Annotated in this window: 17 protein-coding genes; 6 read left to right on the top strand and 11 right to left on the bottom strand. The window is 65.1% G+C overall.

Annotated elements, in window-relative coordinates:
- Nucleotides 1-17 precede the first annotated feature (17 nt).
- Nucleotides 18-1,664 carry an electron transfer flavoprotein-ubiquinone oxidoreductase gene (locus IP65_RS05415; RefSeq protein ID WP_054131073.1) on the bottom strand — a complete coding sequence of 549 codons (1,647 nt, stop codon included), beginning with the start codon at nt 1,662-1,664 and terminating at the stop codon, nt 18-20.
- A 149-nt stretch (nt 1,665-1,813) separates the two neighbouring features.
- Between IP65_RS05415 and IP65_RS05410 the strand changes: the two genes are divergently transcribed.
- From IP65_RS05410 to IP65_RS05395, 4 genes are all read left to right on the top strand, one after another.
- Nucleotides 1,814-2,590 (top strand): hypothetical protein, encoded by a 777-nt coding sequence (locus IP65_RS05410; protein WP_054131072.1) that lies wholly within the window; start codon nt 1,814-1,816, stop codon nt 2,588-2,590.
- Complete coding sequence (locus tag IP65_RS05405; protein ID WP_054131071.1) at nt 2,590-4,365, top strand: lytic transglycosylase domain-containing protein; 1,776 nt, start codon at nt 2,590-2,592, stop codon at nt 4,363-4,365. Before IP65_RS05410 ends, IP65_RS05405 begins: the two co-directional genes overlap by 1 nt.
- 15 nt (nt 4,366-4,380) lie before the next feature.
- Nucleotides 4,381-4,908 (top strand): molybdenum cofactor biosynthesis protein B, encoded by a 528-nt coding sequence (gene moaB, locus IP65_RS05400; RefSeq protein ID WP_022675286.1) that lies wholly within the window; start codon nt 4,381-4,383, stop codon nt 4,906-4,908.
- A gap of 65 nt (nt 4,909-4,973) precedes the next feature.
- The gene (locus tag IP65_RS05395; protein WP_054131070.1) at nt 4,974-6,044 is read left to right on the top strand and encodes a PA0069 family radical SAM protein; all 1,071 of its coding nucleotides are present in this window, start codon (nt 4,974-4,976) and stop codon (nt 6,042-6,044) included.
- 133 nt (nt 6,045-6,177) lie between these two features.
- On the opposite strand, the gene IP65_RS05390 is transcribed toward IP65_RS05395, so the two are convergent.
- The 10 genes from IP65_RS05390 to IP65_RS05345 all read right to left on the bottom strand — a co-directional run bounded on the left by IP65_RS05390 (nt 6,178) and on the right by IP65_RS05345 (nt 19,015).
- The gene (locus IP65_RS05390) at nt 6,178-6,465 is read right to left on the bottom strand and encodes a hypothetical protein (protein WP_054131069.1); all 288 of its coding nucleotides are present in this window, start codon (nt 6,463-6,465) and stop codon (nt 6,178-6,180) included.
- Nucleotides 6,462-6,782: a YbjQ family protein gene (locus tag IP65_RS05385; RefSeq protein ID WP_022675283.1), complete on the bottom strand. Its 321-nt coding sequence runs from the start codon at nt 6,780-6,782 to the stop codon at nt 6,462-6,464. The genes IP65_RS05390 and IP65_RS05385 overlap by 4 nt, the downstream gene beginning before the upstream one ends.
- Entirely contained in the window at nt 6,779-8,413 is a 1,635-nt protein-coding gene (locus IP65_RS05380; RefSeq protein ID WP_054131068.1) for a long-chain fatty acid--CoA ligase, read from the bottom strand. The genes IP65_RS05385 and IP65_RS05380 overlap by 4 nt, the downstream gene beginning before the upstream one ends.
- Nucleotides 8,414-8,460: 47 nt before the next feature.
- On the bottom strand, nt 8,461-12,054 hold the full coding sequence (gene dnaE, locus IP65_RS05375; protein WP_054131067.1) for a DNA polymerase III subunit alpha: 3,594 nt from the start codon (nt 12,052-12,054) through the stop codon (nt 8,461-8,463).
- A 66-nt stretch (nt 12,055-12,120) separates the two neighbouring features.
- The gene (locus IP65_RS05370) at nt 12,121-13,980 is read right to left on the bottom strand and encodes a DUF885 family protein (protein ID WP_028657590.1); all 1,860 of its coding nucleotides are present in this window, start codon (nt 13,978-13,980) and stop codon (nt 12,121-12,123) included.
- Nucleotides 13,981-14,200: 220 nt separating this feature from the next.
- Nucleotides 14,201-14,704, bottom strand: a complete 504-nt coding sequence (locus tag IP65_RS05365) for a glutathione peroxidase (RefSeq protein ID WP_082349790.1) — start codon at nt 14,702-14,704, stop codon at nt 14,201-14,203.
- A gap of 94 nt (nt 14,705-14,798) precedes the next feature.
- Nucleotides 14,799-15,065 (bottom strand): hypothetical protein, encoded by a 267-nt coding sequence (locus IP65_RS05360; protein WP_022675278.1) that lies wholly within the window; start codon nt 15,063-15,065, stop codon nt 14,799-14,801.
- An 86-nt stretch (nt 15,066-15,151) separates the two neighbouring features.
- Nucleotides 15,152-15,826, bottom strand: coding sequence for an ABC transporter ATP-binding protein (locus IP65_RS05355; protein ID WP_022675277.1), 675 nt, complete (start codon nt 15,824-15,826; stop codon nt 15,152-15,154).
- Between the two features lie 7 nt (nt 15,827-15,833).
- On the bottom strand, nt 15,834-17,075 hold the full coding sequence (locus IP65_RS05350; protein WP_054131066.1) for a lipoprotein-releasing ABC transporter permease subunit: 1,242 nt from the start codon (nt 17,073-17,075) through the stop codon (nt 15,834-15,836).
- A gap of 137 nt (nt 17,076-17,212) precedes the next feature.
- Nucleotides 17,213-19,015: a diguanylate cyclase gene (locus tag IP65_RS05345; RefSeq protein ID WP_054131065.1), complete on the bottom strand. Its 1,803-nt coding sequence runs from the start codon at nt 19,013-19,015 to the stop codon at nt 17,213-17,215.
- Between the two features lie 278 nt (nt 19,016-19,293).
- On the opposite strand from IP65_RS05345, the gene purF reads away from it, so the two are divergent.
- Both purF and IP65_RS05335 read left to right on the top strand, forming a co-directional pair.
- Nucleotides 19,294-20,772 (top strand): amidophosphoribosyltransferase, encoded by a 1,479-nt coding sequence (purF, locus tag IP65_RS05340; protein WP_022675274.1) that lies wholly within the window; start codon nt 19,294-19,296, stop codon nt 20,770-20,772.
- Between the two features lie 2 nt (nt 20,773-20,774).
- Nucleotides 20,775-21,506 carry an SDR family NAD(P)-dependent oxidoreductase gene (locus tag IP65_RS05335; RefSeq protein WP_054131064.1) on the top strand — a complete coding sequence of 244 codons (732 nt, stop codon included), beginning with the start codon at nt 20,775-20,777 and terminating at the stop codon, nt 21,504-21,506.
- Nucleotides 21,507-21,595 lie beyond the last annotated feature (89 nt).

Here is a 21,595-nt window from a genome sequence, read left to right as displayed (position 1 = left end):
GTCTGAACAACAGGGCCTTACATGTTGGGATAATTGGGGCCGCCGCCACCTTCGGGCGTGACCCAGTCGATGTTCTGGGTCTTGTCCTTGATGTCGCAGGTTTTGCAATGCACGCAGTTCTGCGCGTTGATCTGCAGGCGCGGCGTGCCTTCTTCCACACCCACGAATTCATAGACACCCGCCGGGCAGAACCGCGCCTCTGGCCCGGCATAGAGCGGCAGGTTGACGCGCGTGGGCACCTCGGGGTCTTTCAACACCAGGTGGCACGGCTGGTCTTCCTCGTGGTTGGTGTACGAGAACGATACGCTGGTCAGGCGATCGAAGCTGATCACGCCATCGGGCTTGGGATAGGCGATCGGCTTGTAGAGATCGGCGCGCTGCGTCGCCTCGGCATCGGTATGATGCTTGAGGCCCTTGACCGGATTGACCTTGAGCACGCGGGCCCACATGTCGGCCCCGGCCAGGATCGTGCCCCACGAACCGCCAAACTTCGACACCAGCGGCTGGGCGTTCTGCACCAGCTTGAGTTCCTTGGCGATCCAGCTGTCGCGCACGGCGGCATCGTATTCCACCATGTCGTCATGCTCGCGCCCGGCGGCGGCTGCCGCCACGATCGCCTCGGCCGCCAGCATGCCGCTTTTCATCGCGGTGTGGCTGCCCTTGATGCGCGGCACATTGACGAAACCGGCCGAGCAGCCGATCAGCGCCCCACCGGGGAACGACAGGCGTGGCACCGATTGCCAGCCGCCTTCGTTGATCGCGCGCGCGCCATAGGCCACGCGGCGGCCGCCTTCGAGAATGGCGCGGATTTCCGGGTGCTGCTTCCAGCGCTGGAATTCCTCGTAAGGATAGACATAGGGATTGGCGTAATCGAGCGCGGTGACAAAGCCCAGGGCCACCTGGTTGTTGGCCTGGTGATAGAGGAACCCGCCGCCCCACGAATTGCTTTCCGACAGTGGCCAGCCCTGGGTGTGCAGCACGCGGCCCGGCACGTGCTTGGCCGGATCGATGTCCCACAACTCCTTGATGCCCAGGCCATAGACCTGCGGCTGGCAATCGCGCTCAAGATCGTAATGCTGCTTGAGCCGCTTGGTCAGGCTGCCGCGCGCGCCCTCGGCAAACAGGGTGTACTTGGCGTGCAGTTCCATGCCGGGCTGGTAATCGCCCTTGTGGCTGCCATCCTTGGCCACGCCCATGTCGCCCGTGGCCACGCCGATCACCGCGCCGGCCTCGTTGAACAGCACTTCGGCAGCGGGGAAGCCGGGGAAGATTTCCACGCCGAGTTCGGTCGCCTGTTCGGCCAGCCAGCGGCACAGGTTGCCAAGCGAACCGGTGTAGTTGCCCTCGTTCGACATGAACGGCGGCATCGGCCAGTGCGGGATGGCGTATTTCTTGGTCTTGGTCAGCACCCAGTGCCAGTTGTCGGTCACCGGCACGTCGGCCATCGGGCAGCCCATGGTGCGCCATTCGGGCAGCAGTTCGTCCAACGCCTTGGGATCGACCACCGCGCCAGACAGGATATGCGCGCCGATTTCGGAGCCCTTTTCCAGGATGCACACCGAAAGTTCGGGATTGAGCTGCTTCACCCGGATCGCGGCAGCCAGGCCTGCAGGCCCACCACCGACGATCACCACGTCATAAGGCATCGATTCCCGTTCGCTCATCGTCCCCGCTCCATCGCCCGTTCCTGCTGAGGGCTATTAATCACGCGATTATGCAGCGCAGCCTTGAAAGCTGGGGCGCCCAAGGTCAATAGGGTGTGCATGACAAGCCGCCTCATGAGACAAAAAGGCATCGCGCCACAGGTTGCGGCATGAGCCAGCCCCCTGCCGGCACGGCCGCCGGCCATTCCCTGTCTGCCCTGGTCGACGCTGCCTTTGCCTGGTGGGAGGATGCCGGGCTCGATGGAATGTTGAGCGATACGCCGCAATCCTGGCTGGAAAGCGACCGCAAGGCTGCGGCCAAGGCCAATGCCAAGGCCGGAAATGGCGCCGCCGGCTTTGCCCCGCCACCACCGCCGCCGGCGATGGGCGGCCTGGCGCGGGATTGGCCGCAAACCCTTGATGATTTCCACGCCTGGTGGCTGGAAACGCCCAGCCTGCCCTTCCCGCCAGCGCGCCGCATCGCCCCCACCGGCCCGGCCGGCGCGCCGCTGATGATCCTGCTGCCCATGCCCGAGGCGGATGACGAAGCCGGCCTGCTCAGCGGCCGAGGCGGCAAGGTAGTGGACGGGATGCTGGCCGCATTGGGCCTTGCGCGCGATCAGGTCTATTGCGCCGCCGCCCTGCCGGTGCATGTGCCGATGCCCGATTGGGGCCAGTTGCGGGCAGAAGGCCTGGGCGCACTCCTCGCCCATCACGCCGCGATGGCAGCTCCCAAACGCGCGCTGATCCTGGGCCGCAGCGGCATTTCAACGCTTCTTGGCCACAGCTTGCCGAATAATGCTGCCGATTTACGAGAGTTTAACCATGACGGTGGATGCGTACCTGCGGTTTTCGCATACGATCTTGCGGCGCTCGTGGCTCGCCCGGCGCACAAGGCGGCCTTGTGGAACCGCTTGCTTGACTGGACGGGAACAGACCTGACGTGATGATCCGGCGCTTTCACCGCGCTTGCCTGCCGGCTGCAGCCCTTGCCTGCATCGCCGGCCTGGCCGCGCCTGCACACGCCAACAGCGCGGCCGTGGAGTACTTCCGCAGCCGGGCAGACCGCACCGCGGTGCCAACCCTGCTCAGCCAGGACGACCGCACCTATTATACCCAGCTGTTCGCCGCGATCGAGCGGCAGGACTGGACCAATGTCCAGACCATGCTGGCCCAGCGCAGCGATGGCCCGCTTCAGGCCGTAGCCCGTGCGCAGTATTATCTGGCCGCCACCTCGCCCAAGGCGGATCTCGCCTCGCTCACCGATCTGATCGCCCGCGCGCCGGATCTGCCGTGGACCGACCAGCTCGGCCGCCTGGCGCTCAAGCGCGGGGCCATCTCGCTGCCGATCACGCCCAGCGCGCAATCGTTCGCCACGCTGCCCAGCACGCCGCGCCGCACCCGCCCGCGCAGCATTGCCGATGGCACGATGCCCGATAGCGTCGCCCAGGCCATTCAAGAGCGGATCAAGGCCGACGACCCCACCGGCGCGCGCGTGCTGCTCGATGGGATCGACGCCAACCTTTCCTCCGACGCCCGCGCCGAATGGCGCCAGAAGGTGGGCTGGAGCTTCTACATCGAAAACGACGATGCCAATGCCCGGCTCGTCGCGCTCTCCGCCACACAGGGCGGCTCTGGCCCATGGGTGGCCGAGGCGCTGTGGACCGCCGGCCTCGCTGCCTGGCGCATGGACGATTGCATGGCCGCGGCCGATGCGTTCCAGCAGGCGGCCACGCAGGGCAGCAACCCGGAACTGGTTTCGGCCGGCTATTACTGGGCCAGCCGCGCGATGGTGCGCTGCCGCCAGCCGGAAAAGGTGTCCGGCATGCTGCGCGCCGCTGCCCGCAACAGCGACACGCTCTATGGCATGATGGCCGCAGAGGCGCTGGGCCTGCGCAGCGCGACGCCGCCCGCAGCCCCCGATTTCTCCGCTACCGATTGGCAATCGCTCCGCGATGTCAACAATGTGCGCCTCGCCGTCCAGCTTGCTGAAATCGGTGAGGATGGTCTGGCCGACGATGTGCTGCGCTATCAGGCGCGGATCGGTGCGCCCAGCCAGTATGCCCCGCTTTCGCGCCTGGCGCGTGACTTGGGCCTGCCATCCACCCAGCTGTGGATGGCCTATAACGCCCCGGCTGGCGCGCGCGCTGATGAAGCGGCACGCTTCCCCGCGCCCAAGTGGGTTCCGGCCAATGGCTGGAAAGTCGATCCCGCGCTGCTCTTTGCCCACTCGCTGCAGGAATCGAACTTCCGCACGGCGGTAACCAGCCCGGCCGGCGCCAAGGGCCTGATGCAGGTGCTGCCTGGCACCGCGCGTGACATGGCACGGGCCGATCCGGTCATGCAGGGCCGTGATACCCAGCTCGATCTGCCCGGCGTGAACCTGGCGTTTGGCCAGACCTACCTCACGCGGCTGCGCGACAATGGCGCCACTGGCGGGCTGCTGCCCAAGGTGATTGCCGCCTACAACGCCGGCCCGATGCCGGTGGCGCGCTGGAACACCCAGGTGAAGGACCAGGGTGATCCGCTGCTGTGGATGGAATCGATCCCCTATTGGGAAACGCGCGGCTATGTTTCGGCCGTGATGCGCAACTACTGGATGTATGAACGCCAGGCCGGTGGCCCGTCGGATAGCCGGATCGGCCTGGTCCAGGGCTTGTGGCCCAAGTTCCCGGGCCTGGCCGGCGCAGACAATGTCCGGGTTGCGATGGGCGGGAATTGAGCGCATCACGCCGCCATGGCCATAGACACGACGCGCACTTTCAAGCCGATCAACATCGCCCTGCTCACCGTGTCCGACACGCGCGGACCGGATGAGGACACCTCGGGCGACATCCTTGCCCAGCGCATTCGCGATGCCGGACACGCCTTGGTGGCGCGCGGCATCGACAAGGACGATGCTGGCGTCATCGCCACGCGGCTCAACAACTGGATCGACGATCCCAAGGTCGATGCCGTGGTGATCACCGGCGGCACCGGCCTGACCGGCCGCGACGTGACGCCAGAGGCGCTCGACCGGGTAAAGACCCGCGACATTCCCGGCTTTGGTGAGCTGTTCCGCTGGCTCAGCTACAAGACCATCGGCACCAGCACGATCCAGTCCCGCGCCTGCGCCGTGGTGGCGCGCGGCACCTATATCTTTGCCCTGCCCGGCTCGAACGGCGCGGTGAAGGATGGCTGGGACGGCATCCTCGCCGAACAGCTCGACAGCCGCAATCGCCCCTGCAACTTCGTCGAACTGATGCCAAGGCTGCTCGAAAAGTAAGCTCCTCCCCGGCCCGGGGAGGATCAGCCTTCCCCTGCCCGCATGTTCATGCTATGTTCTCATGCATGCAACCGATCAAAGGCAGGGGTGCGCAATCCGGCGCGGTGCCCACGCGCTTCGGCCTTGCCCAGCGCGAGGCCGATGGCGACTGGCGCGACATCGCGCCCGATATCGATGGCACCGCCCCGCCCCTGCGCACCACGGTGACTGAGGAATTTCCCAAGTCGGTCCTCACGTTCAACGCCTCTCCCGACATTCCGTTTGACCGCAGCGTCAATGCCTATCGCGGCTGCGAGCATGGCTGCATCTATTGCTATGCCCGGCCAACCCACGCCTATCACGATCTCTCGCCGGGCCTCGATTTCGAGACGAAGCTGTTTGCCAAACCGCAGGCGGCGGCGCTTTTGCGTCAGGCCTTTGCCAAGCGCGGATATAGCCCAAGGCCGCTGGCCATGGGCACCAACACCGATCCCTATCAGCCGATCGAGCGGGATTATCGCATCACGCGCCAGGTGCTGGAACTGTGCCTGGACGTGGGCCACCCCGTCACCATCACCACCAAGTCTGCGCGCGTGCTGGATGATCTCGATCTGCTACGCGCCCTGGCGGCGCGCCGGCTGGTGGCAGTCGGCATCTCGATCACCAGCCTCGATCCGCGCCTGTCCAGCCTGCTCGAACCGCGCGCGGCCAGCCCGGCCAAGCGCATGGCGGCGCTGGGCACGCTGGTGGAGGCCGGCATCCCCGCGCATGTCGGCGTCTCGCCGATCATCCCGGCCATTACCGATCAGTTCCTCGAACAGATCCTGATGGATGCCGGCGCCCTTGGCGTGCGCTCGGCCAGCTGGATCATGCTGCGCCTGCCGCACGAGGTCGCGCCGCTGTTCCGCGAATGGCTCGACACCCATTTTCCCGATCGCGCCGCCAAGGTGATGCACACCGTGCAATCGATGCGTGGCGGCAAGGATTATGACGCCAGCTTCCACACCCGGATGAAGCCCAAGGGCGTTTGGGCCGATCTTGTCCGCACTCGCTTCCGCCTGGCGTTGCGCCGCGCCGGCATCCCGCAGGAGCGGCTCGATCTGGATTGCAGCCAGTTCCGCGCGCCTTCGCGGGATGGGCAGATGGACTTGTTTTGAGAGGTGCAGCGCTTGGCTTCCACCGCCCCCAAACCCCCTCCTCTGAAGAGGAGGGGGCTTTTATGTCAGCCATTTAACTCCCCCTCCTCTTCAGAGGAGGGGGTCGGGGGGTGGTGGAAACCTGAGCGCCCAATTAATCCGCGACCGGCTCATACTTGCGCGCGCCGGTCAGCGGATCGTACCACACTTCCACCACCGCGCCGGTTTCCACGTCCACTTCGCACTCGCCGGTGCGCTGCCACTGCACCTGTCCTTCGGGCATCCGCGCGCGGTAACGCCCTTCGAACAGCGTGCCGAGCGCAATGACCGCGCCAAGGCCGATCAAGCCCCAGCCATGACCCGTCACCAGATGCAGGGCCACTCCGCCCAGGCCGACCAGCCCCGCCGTCACCAGCGCGGCGATGCGCGCCCCGCCGGTCACGGCCTGGCCAGCTTCACGGCCGTGCCATAGGCCACCACCTCGTTCATGGTCTGGCCGATGGAGCCGGAATCGAAACGCATCATCACCACGGCGTCGGCACCCATCAGCCGCGCATTCATCACCAGCCGATCGATCGCGTGGCGCCGCGTATCTTCGACCAGCGCCGAATATTCCTTGATCTCGCCGCCAATGATCGTGCGCAGGCCCGCCACGATGTTGCCAGCCAGGCCGCGGCTGCGCACCACCACGCCGAAAACCTGCCCCAGGCTTTCCACCACTTCATGGCCGGCGATGTTTTCGGTGGTCGTGACGATCATGGTTCTCTCCCGTTGATTGCCGCCGATGATGGCGCTTGATCCCATGAAAAGCCATGGAATTGTGCGCGCAGATCCTTCTTGGAAATCTTGCCGGTGCCGGTGTGCGGCAGGCTTTCGACAAAGACCACGGCATCGGGCAGCCACCATTTGGCAACCCGGCTGGACAGATAGTCGCGCAGGTCATCCGCCGTGGCGGTCATTCCAGGGCGCAGCACCACCACCAGCAGCGGGCGTTCGTCCCAGCGCGGATGGGGAATGCCGATCGCGGCGGCTTCGGCCACGGCCGGATGGCCAACGGCGATGTTTTCCAGATCGACCGAACTGATCCATTCCCCGCCCGACTTGATCACGTCCTTGGTCCGGTCGGTGATCTGCAACGTGCCCTCGGGGTGGAGGATCGCCACGTCGCCGGTGTCGAACCAGCCGTCGCCATCCACGGCATCGGCCTCGGCCTTGAAATAGCGCTGGATCACCCACGGCCCGCGCACCTGCAGCGCGCCTGCCGTCTTGCCATCGCGGGGCAGCACGCGCGTGGCATTTCCCAGATCGACGCAGCGCATCTCCACGCCAAACGGCGGGCGCCCCTGCATCGCCTTGAGCGAGACCTGCGCCTGGAAATCGAGCGTGTCCCAGTTCCATGGCTCACCGCCAGACGTGCCAATGGGCGAGGTTTCGGTCATGCCCCAGGCATGGCTGACGCGCAGCCCCGCCGCCATGAACCGCTCCACCAGGGTGCGTGGCAGGGCCGATCCGCCACACAGCACATCGCGCAGCGCCGGCGGAAAGGCGCCATCGGCCGTGGCATCGACATATTGCGTCAACCCCAGCCAAACCGTGGGCACCCCCGCCACGGCGGTTACCGCGTGGCGATGCAGCAGATCGCACAGCACGGCCGGCTCGGCCACGGCGGAAAAGACCAGCTTGGCCCCGACGCTCGCCGCCGCCCATGGCGCGCCCCAACAGGCGGCATGGAACATCGGCACAACCGGCAGCATCACACTGCGGCTTTCCAGGCCAAACACCTGCCGTTGCAGCATCGAGAGCGCGTGCAGCACGGTGGACCGGTGCGAATAGAGCACGCCCTTGGGATTGCCCGTGGTGCCGCTGGTATAGCTCAGCATGCAGGCTTCGCGCTCGTCACCCTCCGCCCAATCGGCACGATCGTCGCCGATCCAATCGGCAAAGGCCGGCGCAGGCCCGTCGCTGTCAAAGCAGACGTAGTGCTCCACGCTGGGCCAGCGCGGTTTCATCCGTTCCACCAGCGGGGCAAATACCGCGTCAAACAGCATGACCCGGTCTTCTGCGTGGTTGACGATGAATTCGAGTTGATCGTCGAACAGGCGCGGGTTCACCGTGTGCAGCACCGCCGCGGCGCCAGGAATGCCATACCAGGCAGCCAGGTGATGGGCGTGGTTCATGGCCAGCGTCGCCACCCGATCACCGGGCTGAACACCGAGGCGGCGCAGCGTCGCTGCCAGCCGCGCCGCATCGTCGCGCACCTCTATCCAGGTGGTTTCTGTTTCGCGGCCATCGGCCCAGCGGCTGACGATCGCCCGCGTGCCATGCTCTCGCGCGGCGTGATCGACCAAGCGGCCCACGCGCAGCGGCCAGTCCTGCATTCCGCCCAGCATCGCTCTGCCCTTTCGTTACTGCCGGGTCTTGTCGCCCGGCTGACGTGTTATTTCACCAGCCGCAGGTCAGCCTTGGCCGTCAGCGCCATGTTGGCCAGCCCTTCGATCGGCACCAATCGTTCGATCAAATCGCTGTCGAGCTTGAAATTGCGCCCCAGCCGCACGCGCGGCTCGGCCCCGCTTGCGGTTCGCAGCCGGGCGATAACTTCACCCTTGCCATCGGGCTCGCGCGGCAAGAGCAGCGCCAGTTCGCGCAGGGCCTCCTCGCGTGTCACGTCCAGCGTCAGGTGCATGCGCGCCGCGCTGGTCACGCTCGACAGCGGGCGGGCGCCGCGCACGGTCACGCGTGGCGGCTCGTCAGGGTTGGGCCGATCGAGTTCGACATTGAGCAGCACGCAGATGCCTTCGCGCGCCCAGGCGACGAAATCGTCGACCAGGGTTTCTTCAAAGCACGAGGCCGAAAACAGCCCGCTGCTGTCGGAAAAATCGGCCATGACAAAGTCCTTGCCGCGCTTGGTCTTGCGCTTCTGGACGTTTTCCACCAGCGCCGCCATGACCGCCGCCGATCGCGCGGCGCCACCGCCATCACCAGAACCCGCCATCAAGCTGCCATAGGTGCGCGCGCCATTGGCGCTCGCCACGGCGCGGTATTCTTCCACAGGATGCGCGGCGAAATAGAAGCCGAAGTTCTCGCGCTCGGCCGCCATCTGATCGGTGCGGCTCCATGGCTTGGTTTCCGCCAGCCGCGTGGCCGGCTGATCATGCTCGTCGCCGCCGAACAGGCCACCCTGGCCAGAGGTGCGGCTGCGCACCGCTTCATCGGCCACGGCCATCAGCAGTTCGGCGTTGGCAATGATCTTGGCCCGATTAGGCTCCAACCCATCGAGCGCGCCGGCCGCCGCCAGGGCTTCGAGCTGGCGCCGATTCATCGAGCCGGCGGGAATGCGCTTGAACAGATCGTCGAGCGTTGCGAACGGGCCACTCGCCTCCCGCTCCGCGACGATCGCGTCCATCGCCTTTTCGCCCACGTTGCGCAGGCCAGCCAGGGCATAGCGCACGGCATGGCCATCGGCGGTCCGCTCCACGGTGAATTCGGCTTCGGAATGGTTGATGTCAGGCCCCGCCAGCGCCACGCCGTTGCGGCGCATGTCGTCGACAAAGATGTTGAGCTTTTCCGACTGGTGCATGTCGAAACACATCGACGCGGCATAAAATTCGTGCGGGTAATGCGCCTTGAACCACGCGGTGTGATAGGCCAGCAAGGCATAGGCGGCAGCGTGGCTCTTGTTGAAGCCATAGCCGGCGAACTTGTCGATCAAGTCGAACAGTTCGTTGGCCTTGGCCGCCTCGATCTGCGACACCTCCTTGCACCCGGCCACGAAGCGCAGGCGCTGCTGGTCCATTTCCGCCTGGATCTTCTTGCCCATGGCGCGGCGCAGCAAGTCAGCGTCGCCCAGCGAATAGCCCGCCAGGATCTGCGCGGCCTGCATCACCTGTTCCTGGTAAACGAAGATGCCATAGGTTTCCGCCAGGATCACCGACAGCTTTTCATGCGGATATTCAATCGCTTCCAGCCCGTTCTTGCGACGGCCGAACAGCGGAATGTTGTCCATCGGGCCAGGGCGATAGAGCGAGACGAGCGCGATGATGTCACCGAAATTGGTCGGCTTCACCGCCGCCAGCGTGCGCCGCATGCCTTCCGATTCCAGCTGGAACACGCCGACCGTGTCACCCACCTGGAGCAGGCGATAGACTGCGGCGTCATCGAGCGGCAGCAGCGACAGATCGATGGTGACGCTGCGCTTGGCCAGCAGATCCACCGCCTTGCGCAGCACCGACAAGGTTTTGAGGCCGAGGAAGTCGAACTTGACGAGGCCCGCATCCTCGACATGCTTCATGTCGAACTGGGTCACCGGCATGTCTGACCGCGGATCGCGATAGAGCGGCACCAGTTGCGCCAGCGGCCGGTCCCCGATCACCACGCCCGCCGCGTGGGTAGAGCTGTTGCGCGGCAGGCCTTCCAACTGGCGCGCCAGGTCGATCAGGCGCTTGACCTCAGGATCGCGATCATACTCGCGCTTCAATTCCATCACGCCGTTGAGCGCACGCTCCAGCGTCCAGGGATCGGTGGGATGGTTGGGCACCATCTTGCACAGCCGGTCGGTCTGGCCATAGCTCATCTGCAGGATGCGCCCGGTATCGCGCAGCACGGCGCGGGCTTTCAGCTTACCGAACGTGATGATCTGCGCGACGTGATCGGCGCCATATTTGGCCTGGACATAGCGGATCACTTCGCCACGCCGCGTTTCGCAGAAGTCGATATCGAAGTCTGGCATCGATACGCGTTCCGGGTTGAGGAAGCGTTCGAACAGCAGGCCCAGCTTGATCGGATCGAGATCGGTAATGGTCAGCGCCCAGGCAACCAGCGAGCCGGCGCCCGAACCACGGCCCGGCCCCACCGGAATGTCATGATCCTTAGCCCACTTGATAAAGTCGGCCACGATCAGGAAGTAGCCGCCAAAGCCCATGCGGTTGATGATCGAAACCTCGAACTCCAACCGCTTGCGGTATTCCAGCACCTCGTCCCACACGCCCGCCGCGACAAGTTCGGGATAGTCTGCGCCGTCCGGTTCTGCCTCGGGCTCCAGGCACAGGACTTGCGCCAATTCGGCGTGGCAGTGTTCCGGGTAATAGGGCTTGAGCCGGGTAACCAGGCCAGTGCGGCTGTCGCGCGCGCAGGCCAGCGCCTCCCCTTCCTTGTCGCCCGCCAGGCTGGGCAGGATCGGCTTGCGCTTGGGCGGAATGCAGGCGGTGCGTTGCGCCACCACCAGGGTATTGGCCAATGCCTCGGGCAGGTCGGCAAACAGCTCCTGCATCGCCTCGATCGGCTTGATCCACCATTGTTCCGAGGACCGCGGGCGATCCGGGCTGTCGACATGGGTGGAACTGGCGATGCACAGCATGGCATCATGCGCATCATAGAACTGCGCATCGGCAAAGCAGGCCGGGTTCGTAGCCACCAGCGGCAGATCGCGGGCATAGGCCAGCGCGATCAGGGCCTCTTCGGCGGCCTGCTCGTTGGCCTCGTTGCGGCGTGCCACCTCGATATAGAGCCGATCGGGAAACAGGGCCTGCAACCGCGTGCAATAGGCTTCGGCTGCGGTTTGCTGTTCACCGGCCAGCAGGCGCACCAGCGCGCCCTCGCCCGCTGCCGTCAGGCAGATCAGGCTGTCGGTATAGCCTTCCAGATCGGACAGCAGCACGTGCGGTGCATGCTCCAGCGGGCGATCGAGGTGGGCCCGGCTGACCAGGTGGCAGATATTGTCATAGCCCCGCGCATCCTGGGCATAGAGCGCCAGCCAATCGATCGTTGGCGCCTGCGGGCCAAAGCCGGGGCTGGATGCGCCCTCGCGTTCGGGGCGGGCAACGGCCAGCATGGTGCCGATGATCGGCTGGACGCCACCGTCCTTGCACGCCTTGGCAAAGGCAGCACTGCCGTAAAGGCCATTACGGTCGGTAATAGCGATGGCCGGGAAGCCGCGCTTTTCTGCGGTCTTGGCAATCGCCTTGGGGTCGATCGCCCCGTCCAGCATGGTGTACGACGAAAAGACGCGCAGCGGAACGAAGGGTGCGAAGGCCATGCCGGCAAGATAGCATGGCCTTCGCCTGATTTTGAGGGGCAGCGTGCCCTCATCAACAGATAAGCATCACCCCTTGGCCCGCTGGCCGTCAATCCAAGCGTCAACCCGTCCTTCCAGCACCGACAGCGGCACCGAACCGGCGCTTACCACCAGATCGTTGAAGCCGCGCAGATCGAACTTGGCGCCCAGCGCGGCCTGCGCCTTTTCCCGCAGCGCGACGATTCGCAGCATGCCCACCTTGTAGCCAGTCGCCTGCCCCGGCACGGTGATATAGCGCCGCACTTCCGAACGGGCCTGCTGCGCCGGCAGATGCGCGGTGTCGATCAGGTATTGCACGGCCTGGTCTTCCGACCAGCCCTTGGCATGGATGCCGGTATCCACCACCAGGCGCGCGGCGCGGAACAGTTCGGCATCCAGCCGCTCCAGATCGGCGGCGGCATCGGGGAACGCCCCCATTTCGCTGCACAGCCGCTCGGCATAAAGCGCCCAGCCCTCGCTGAACGCGACATAGGTATAGGCCTTGCGGAACTGCGGCGTGCCGGTCTGCCGCACCTGGATATCGCCCTGCATCAGGTGGCCGGGAATGCCCTCGTGGCACATCAGCGTATAGAGCGTGGCATCGGGGTCTTTCTCGCCCAGCATGTGCAGCCATACCCGTCCCGGCCGCTTGCCATCGGCGCTGGCAAAGGCAGCGTGGGCGGCGCCACCGGCTACTTCGCTGAATGCCGGCTCGCGCACCACCTCGGTGCCATAGGCCGGCAGCATGGTGAACACCTTGGGCAGCAGGGCGCGGTTGGCATTGACGATGGCGTTGGACTTGGCCAGGCGCGCCGCGCGCAATTCGTCGGTCCACGGGCGCGGCGGGTCCTTGGCCACAATATCGGCCCGCAGCGCAGCAGCATCGGCAAACCCGGCCTTGCGCGCCAGGGCGTCTTCGGCGGCATTGATGCGCGTCACTTCGGCAAGGCCGGTCTGGTGAATTTGTTCGGGCGTCAGGTCGGTCGTGGTGTTGAGGCGCAGCGCCGCAGCATACCAGTCTGCCCCGCCCGGCAGCGTGCCGACGCCGACCACGCCAGAACGCGCCTTGTCCAGATTGCCCTGCGCCCAGGCGATTACCCGCTGATAGGCTGGCTGCAAGGCGCGCACCGCATCGACAGCCTGCTCGGTCAGCTGGGCTGCCTGCACCGGCGAAATCGCCTTGGCCGCCAGCAGTTTGGCGATCTTGGTTTCGGCATCGTTGAGCAAGGGCGAGGCCGGGCCATTGTCGAACGGCGCGCCGGTGATCAGGCCCTTGCTGCCGGAAATCACGCGTTCCAGCTGAAACCGCGGCGGCAGGATCCCCATGGCGGCTGATTGGGTGGATTGGCCGATTGCAATGTCAAGCACGGCCGGAACCGCGCGCAGCCGGGTGATATAGGCGGCCATGTCTGACGCGTCCTGCACCTGGTGCGTGTTGATCAGGAAATTGGGCAGTTCGGCGTGGACGGAATAGAGGTAGGAATAAAACGGCGGCTGGTAACGGCGAAAGCGGTATTGCAGCTCGGCCCGATCGAGTTCCAGCGCCCAGATATCGTAGTTGATGCGTCCTTCGGGAGAGAGCGCATCACGGGAAAACGCGGCTTTCATCCGCGCGACGCTGCCCCGCCGCCATTCCAGGCGGCGCAGCATGCCAGCATCGCTGTTGTCGTCCAGCCGGTCCATGCCTTCCTTGCGGCCTAGGCGGGTGGCAAGCTGCGGCCGCAGCGCCAATTCAGCGGTAAATTCCTTGTCGAGAAATGCCGCCAGGCGCGCGTCCTGCGCTGCGGCGGCGCTGGTCGGCGCGGTGGCGGAAGGCGCGGTGGACGTATCACGCGCCAGCGCAGCGCCGCCTGCCAGGCATGACACCATGGCTGTGGCAGCCAGCATGGCGTGAATTGGCTTGATCATGATTGCCCCCTGCGTCGATTGTGCGGTTGGGGTTTTTGTACAAAACCTCCAACTGTTTACAACCGAAACAAGCTGGCGCAGCGTGAGGCCGGAGAAAAGCTGGACCCGGGATCAAGTCCGGGGTGACGAGAATAATGTGTGGTGGTTAAACGCCACGTCACCCCGGACTTGATCCGGGGTCCAGCTTTCTAAATCGCCACGTCCAATCGGCGCATGCGCCCTAAAGCAAAGCGACGATATCAGCCTCGATCGCCTCGGGCTTGTCGGTGGGGGCATAGCGGCGCACGACATGGCCGTTGCGATCGATCAGGAATTTGGTGAAGTTCCATTTGATCGCCTTCGTTCCCAAAACGCCGGGCGCCTGCGCCTTGAGCCAATCGAACAAGGGTTCGGCCTTGTCGCCGTTGACATCAACCTTGGCCATCAGCGGAAAGCTCAGGCCGAAATTCACCTGGCAAAAGGTGGCGATCTCGTCAGCCGAGCCGGGCTCTTGCGCGCCGAACTGGTTGCAGGGAAACGCCAGGATTTCGAACCCGGCATCGCGGTGACGGCGCCATAGCGCTTCCAAGCCTTCGTATTGCGGGGTGAAACCGCATTTCGATGCGGTGTTCACCACCAGCACGACTTTGCCGAGCCGGTCGGCCAGGCTGACCCGCTCACCATTGGGCAAGCGCGCGTCGAAATCGGCAATGGTCTTCGGCTCGCTTATGGCAGAATCATGCATGACAGTGCTCCGCAGGCATCGCTCCGGGTCGGTCCCGTCTCCATGCCGTGTTGCCACGGCTTGGCCCCCGAAATCAATGCCTTGGTTCACCGCATTAAAGCGGGAAGTCAGCCCGCTTGAACAGTTCCAGCGCTTCGGCCGGGCCATAGCTGCGATCGCCGGACTTTTCGATGACGAGGTCGTTGCGATCGGCTTCGGGCATGCGGCCCATCATGCGGACCATTTCGGCAAAGCTGCCCGAATGCAGCACGGCAAAGCCATGCAGCACGCTGCCCGCGGCATCGCGCGTCACGATCGTGGCGTGATCGTTCCAGAAATCTTGGGCACCTGCGCGGCCTTCGGCACGAATTGTGGTATTCATCTGATAAAACCCTCCTTGGGTTCCCCGGCAACGCACAAAGCGTCCTCCGGTTTCCATAGCAAAGCAATACCTATGTGAACCTGGGCTTACACCAAGACGCCCTCGTTCAGGCGCATGACCCGGTCCATGCGCACGGCAAGCCGTTCGTTGTGCGTGGCGACCAGCGCCGCGCTGCCCTCGCCGCGCACCAGCTTGAGAAACTCGTCGAGCACGCGATCGGCGGTCGCCTCGTCCAGATTGCCGGTCGGCTCATCGGCCAGAACCAGCGCCGGCCGATTGGCCAGCGCGCGGGCCACGGCAACGCGCTGCTGTTCGCCGCCCGAAAGCTGACTGGGGCGATGGTCGAGGCGGTGGCCCAGGCCCAGCGCAGTGAGCAGTTCGGTCGCCCGCTCGCGCGCCTCCCGCTCCGCCTTGCCCGAAACGAGCTGGGGCAGGATGACGTTTTCGGTGGCGTTGAAATCGGGCAGAAGATGGTGGAATTGATAGACAAAACCCAGGTGATCGCGGCGCAACACGGTGCGGGCATCGCCGTTGAGCTTGGCCGCATCTGTTCCGGCAATCTCAATCATGCCTTCAAAGCCGCCTTCGAGCAGGCCAACGGCCTGCAGCATGGTGGACTTGCCCGAGCCCGATGGCCCGAGCAGCGCGACGATTTCGCCGGGGCGGATATCGAGGTTCACACCGCGCAGCACGTCGATGCGCACGCCTCCCTGCTCGAAACTGCGGCGCAGGTTGCGCAGGCGGACGACGGGTTGGTTCATGGCCGTCTCATTCATAACGAAGCACCTGCACCGGATCGGTGCTGGCCGCCTTCAAGGCGGGATAGAGGGTGGCAAGGAAGCTCAGGACCAGCGCCATCAGCGCGATCACGATGATTTCCACCGGGTCGCTGCGGCTGGGCAGTTCGGTCAGGAAACGGATCGAAGGGTCCCACAGATTCTGGCCGGTGAGCAGTTCCACCAGATGCACGATCGGCTGGCGGAAATAGAGGAACACGAAGCCAAGCGCCACGCCAATGATCGTGCCCAGCGCGCCGATGACAAAACCGATGGCCATGAAGATCTTGAGCAGGCTGCGCCGCGACGCCCCCATCGTGCGCAGGATCGCGATATCGCGCGTCTTGGCGCGAACCAGCATGATCAGCGACGAGAGGATGTTGAACACCGCGACCAGAACGATGATCGACAACACCACGAACATCGCCACGCGTTCCACGGCCAGGGCCTCGAACAGGCTGGCGTTGATCGTCTTCCAGTCGGCGATCTGGGCCCGGCCTTCCAGCTGCTTCTTGAGCGGGCCCAGTGTGGTCATCACGGTATCGGGATCGGTGGTGGTCACCTCGATCATGCCGATCGAATCGCCGGTGAGCAAAAGGGTCTGCGCATCTGGGATGGGCATAACCACGAACGCGTTGTCGTAGTCATAGACGCCGACTTCAAAGATCGCCGTCACCTTATAGCCCACCTGGCGCGGCACCGTGCCAAATGGGGTGGAGCGACCAGCGGGGTTGATGATCGTGATCGTGTCACCCACCTGCGCACCCAGGCTTTCAGCCAGGCGCGACCCGATCGCCACGTTGTCGCTGCCCGGCTGCAAGGCGGCAAGATTGCCGGCCTTGAGCTTGTCCGACAGGCGGTTGATATCCTTGGGCGTGTTGCCGCGCAGCACGATGGCTTCCACCCGGCCGTTGAAGCTGGTCAGCAGCGGCTGCTCGATCAGCGGAGAAGCGCGGGTGACGCCGGGCGTCTTTTCCAGCTTGGCCAGGATATCCTGCCAATCTTCAAGCCGCCCGCCATAGGCCTGGATCACGGCGTGGCCGTTGAGGCCCACGATCTTGTCGAGCAGTTCGGCGCGAAAGCCGTTCATCACGCTCATCACGATCACCAGCGCAGCCACGCCCAGCATCACGGCGGCCAGGCTGATGCCGGCAACCATGGCAATGAACGCTTCTCCGCGTCCGGGTAGCATGTAACGCTTGGCGATGGTCCATTCGAAAGGCGAGAGGATCAAAGGCGGCACACTTTCGCGCTGGAACTGGACGGATTTGTCGGCCGCGGCTTTAGGACGGCGGGCGCGACAGGGCAAGACGCCCCTGCCCAATCATGGAGTGCCGCAATGGTTCCCGCGTCTGGTGCTGCCAAGCCCTTTCAGGCGGCCACGCGCAGCCGGGCGCGGCCTTCGGCCTTGGCGCGATAGAGCGCGCTGTCTGCCGCCGCCAGCGCGGCATCTGGATGGCTACCCAGCGCGGCGATGCCGGCGCTGATGGTAATCTTGACCGGGCCTTGCGGCGTATCCACCGCCAGCGCGTTTACCGCCTTGGCCAGACGCTGGCACACCTTTTCGGCGTGAACCAGTTCGGTATCGGGCAGCAGGACTGCAAATTCCTCCCCGCCGATGCGGGCCACGAAATCGGTCGAGCGCACGGCCGCCACGGCCGCCTCGGCAAAGGCGCGCAGCACGCGATCGCCCACGGCATGCCCATAGCGATCGTTGACCTGCTTGAAATAGTCGATGTCCACCACCGCCAGCGCCGAAGGCACGCCCAGCGCGCCGACGCGCTCGGCGGTTTCGAAGAAGGCACGGCGGTTGGGAATACCGGTCAACGGATCGGTCAGCGCGGCGCGCGAGAGATCTTCCTCGATGCGCTTGCGCTGGGCGATGTCGCGCGTCACGCAGACCAGCCCATCGACATCGCCTTTTTCGTTGGTCACGGCGCGGAAATGGGTCTCAAACCAGCGCGCCGGGCCACCCAGCGGCAAGCCCAGGAACTCCACCGCCACCGGTTCACCCGGGCTGGCCAAGGCAGCATTCCAGGCAGCGGCCACGGCGGCACGGTGCTCTTCCGTCACGATCTGGCGGAAATCCACGCCGTGAAGTTGTTCGGGCACATGGCCGGTCAATTGCGTGATCGCAGGAGAGGCATAGCGGATCGTGCCGCGCTGGCTCATGTGGATGATCACGTCGCTCACATGATCGGACAGCAGGCGATAGCGCGCCTCGCTGTTCGCCAGGTCGAGCATGCGGCGGCGGCGGCGTTCCTGCTCGGCCACCACCGGCAGCACGGCCAGCACGGTAATGCCCAGATAGACCTGGAAGAACTGCAACCGCCCGGCCAGGACATGCAGATCGGTGGGTGCGAGTTGCATGTCGGCAATCGGGCCGTGGCCCAGCACGGTCATCAACCCGCCCACCGTTGCCAGAATGATCGGCAGGGTCAGGGCGACAATGGCATTGGCCCAAACCGCACCAAACAGCACGAGCAACAGCGGAAACAGCAGCAGGGGCCGGGCGATCTGCGAAAACACCGCGATCGTCAGCACGATCATCACGCCGATCAGCAGCAGCGCGCGCAGGCCATTGCCCTTGGGCACCAGCGGCTGGCGCGTTTGCCAAGCCAGGCACAACAGGCTGCCCGCCGGCAGGAAAATCAACAGGCCCAGCGAATGGCCCACCAGCCAATCCACGAAACTGGCGCGCATCGGCTGGCCCAGTGTCAGCCAAACGATCACCGCCGCCAGCATGGCGCCGATCACCGGGACGAACAAGCCGATCCCCAGGCTGTAGCCCGCCATCCACTCGGCAGTGTCTTGCGGCCAGTGGTCTTTCATGAGGCGGCGCAGGATCGCCGCAGCGACCACGCCCTCGAACAGGTTGATCACCATCATCGCGGGCGCCGCGAGCCAACCAAGCCCGAACAAACCGGTGACGAGCCAACTGGCGATGCCGGTTGCGGCAATCGTTGCCGGCCATACCCGGGTCGGCAATGCATTGAGTCGCGAAGCGAGAACCGCGTTCGAAACCCAAACCATCGCCACGCCGCCGCTCAGCCGGCTGTACTCGATGGCGAGGAAAGCACTGATGAAAAAGGCGAGTGCCGTAACGAGCGCGGCACGCAGCGATGCTGCCGGGGTTATGGCCAGACGGGGCCGAGGAAGAACGGCGGTTTGCATGGCCCTTATACCTGCCACCAAATGGTTAATTCCAACCTAAGGGGCAGCGCTGAGCGCGCAATACGATGGTAAAGTTTTGGAAACCAGCCGCACCGTGATCGCCGCTCTTGAACAACTGTATGGCGCGAATTGATAATTTCTCCTGAATCGGGCCACGTCAAATGGCTGGGCTGCGCGCACCCTTGCCTTTGGCGGCAAACGTCGCCACATGGGCGCCATTGCTCGGCCGGGGCATTTCGCACCGGTGCGAGTCTTTGGCGCGAGCGCTTGCGAGACAGATGATCACCACCAACCCCTTCGAGGACCGCGACGGCGACAAGCTGCGCGAGGAATGCGGCATTTTCGGCGTGCTGGGCGCGCGCGATGCGGCGGCGATGACAGCTTTGGGCCTTCACGCCCTGCAGCATCGCGGCCAGGAAGCGGTGGGCATCACCAGCTTCGACGGGCAGGAGTTCTTCTCCCGCCGCGGCATCGGCCATGTCGCGCAGAACTTTTCCAGCGGCCAGGCGATCGCCGAACTGCCGGGCATGATGGCCGCCGGCCACGTCCGCTATTCGACCACCGGTGGATCGGGCCTGCGCAACGTGCAGCCGCTGTTTGCCGATCTGGCCGCGGGCGGGTTTGCCATCGCGCACAACGGCAACATCTCCAACGCGATGTTCCTCAAGCGCGACCTGGTGCAAAAGGGCGCTATCTTCCAGTCGACCTCCGACACCGAGGTGATCATCCACCTCGTTGCCACCAGCCGCTATCCCACGCTGCTCGATCGCTTCGTCGATGCGCTGCGCCTGGTCGAAGGCGCCTATTCGCTGATCTGCATGACGCCCGAAGGCATGATTGCCTGCCGCGATCCGCTCGGCATCCGTCCGCTGGTGATGGGCAAGCTGGGTGACGCCGTGGTCTTCGCCAGCGAAAGCGTCGCGCTAGACGTGGTGGGCGCCGACATGGTGCGCGAAGTGGAGCCGGGCGAACTGGTCCAAGTGGCCCTCGACGGCTCGATCCAGACGCATCGCCCGTTTGGCGACACGCCGCAGCGCCCGTGCATCTTCGAGCATGTCTATTTCAGCCGCCCGGATTCGATCCTGGGTGGCCGCTCTGTCTATGAAGTGCGCAAGGCGATCGGCACGCAGCTGGCGCTGGAAAACCCGGCCGATGCCGATCTCGTGATCCCCGTGCCCGACAGCGGCGTTCCCGCCGCGCTTGGCTATGCCCAGCAATCGGGCATTCCGTTCGAGCTTGGCATCATCCGCTCGCACTATGTCGGCCGCACCTTCATCCAGCCTTCCGACGGCGCCCGCAATGCCGACGTCAAGCGCAAGCACAACGCCAACCGCGCCTTGGTGGCCGGCAAGCGCATCGTGCTGATCGACGATTCGATCGTGCGTGGCACCACCAGCCTCAAGATCGTGCAGATGATGCGCGAAGCCGGCGCGCGCGAAGTGCACTTCCGCGTCGCCAGCCCGCCGACCGAACATTCGTGCTTCTATGGCGTGGACACGCCGGAACGCTCGAAGCTGCTCGCCGCGCGGATGGACATCGCCGCCATGGCCGAATTCATCCAGGCAGATAGCCTGGCCTTCGTCTCGATCGACGGCCTCTATCGCGCCGTGGGCGAGGTTCAGCGCAACAGCACCTGTCCGCAATATTGCGACGCCTGCTTCACCGGTGACTATCCCACGCGCCTTACCGATCTGGGTGATCGCGCGCCGGGCTGTTCGCCGGTCAAGCTCAAGGCCAAGCCCGCCAAGGTCGCCTGATCGTGTCGGCCGCCAACGCGCAAACGCCGCTCGCCGGCCGTGTCTCCCTCGTGACCGGCGCCAGCCGGGGCATCGGTGCCGCCACGGCCCGGGCGCTGGCAGCCGCTGGTGCCCATGTGGTGCTGGTGGCCCGCACGGCGGCCGAACTGGAAAAGGTGGAAGACGAAATCTTCCAGGCCGGTGGCAATGCCACGATCGCGCCGGTCGACCTGGCCGAACCCGATGGCGTGGCGCGCCTGGCGTCGGCGATTTCCGAGCGCTGGGTGGCGCTTGATATCCTGGTGATCAACGCCGCCGTGCTGCCGGCCCTCACCCCGGTGTGGCAGATCGAGCCGCGCGATTTCAGCCGTGCGATCACGCTCAACGTGCTGGCGACGCACTCGCTGATCAGCGCGTTCCATCCCCTGCTCAAGGGCAGCCAGGATGCGCGCGTGATCGGCCTGACCAGCAGCGTCGGCGCTGCGCCGCGCGCCTATTGGGGTGCCTATGGCGCGACCAAGGCGGCGTTCGACAATCTCCTGGCCAGCTATGCCCAGGAAGTGGCCGCGATCTCGGGCATTCGCGTGGCCATCGTCGATCCGGGTGCCACGCGCACCAAGATGCGCGCCAAGGCCTATCCCGGCGAAAATCCGGCCAGCGTCAAGCCGCCCGAAACGGTGGCTGCGCGCATCGTCGCCCTGGCCAGCGCCGATTTCACCAGCCCGCACCGCGAGCGGGTGGACGAACCCGCCTGAGCTTTCCGCGCGGTTACATGTCACAATCGCATGAAATCTTAGGGTGTCATTGCGCCTGTTAACCTGCTGGTAACGCACTTTCCTCATGC

Origin of the sequence: Novosphingobium sp. AAP1 (assembly GCF_001295765.1) — a bacterium.
Classification (GTDB): domain Bacteria; phylum Pseudomonadota; class Alphaproteobacteria; order Sphingomonadales; family Sphingomonadaceae; genus Novosphingobium; species Novosphingobium capsulatum.
The sequence above is the reverse complement of the archived record's forward strand: the minus strand, read 5'-3'. Positions and strand labels throughout refer to the sequence as shown.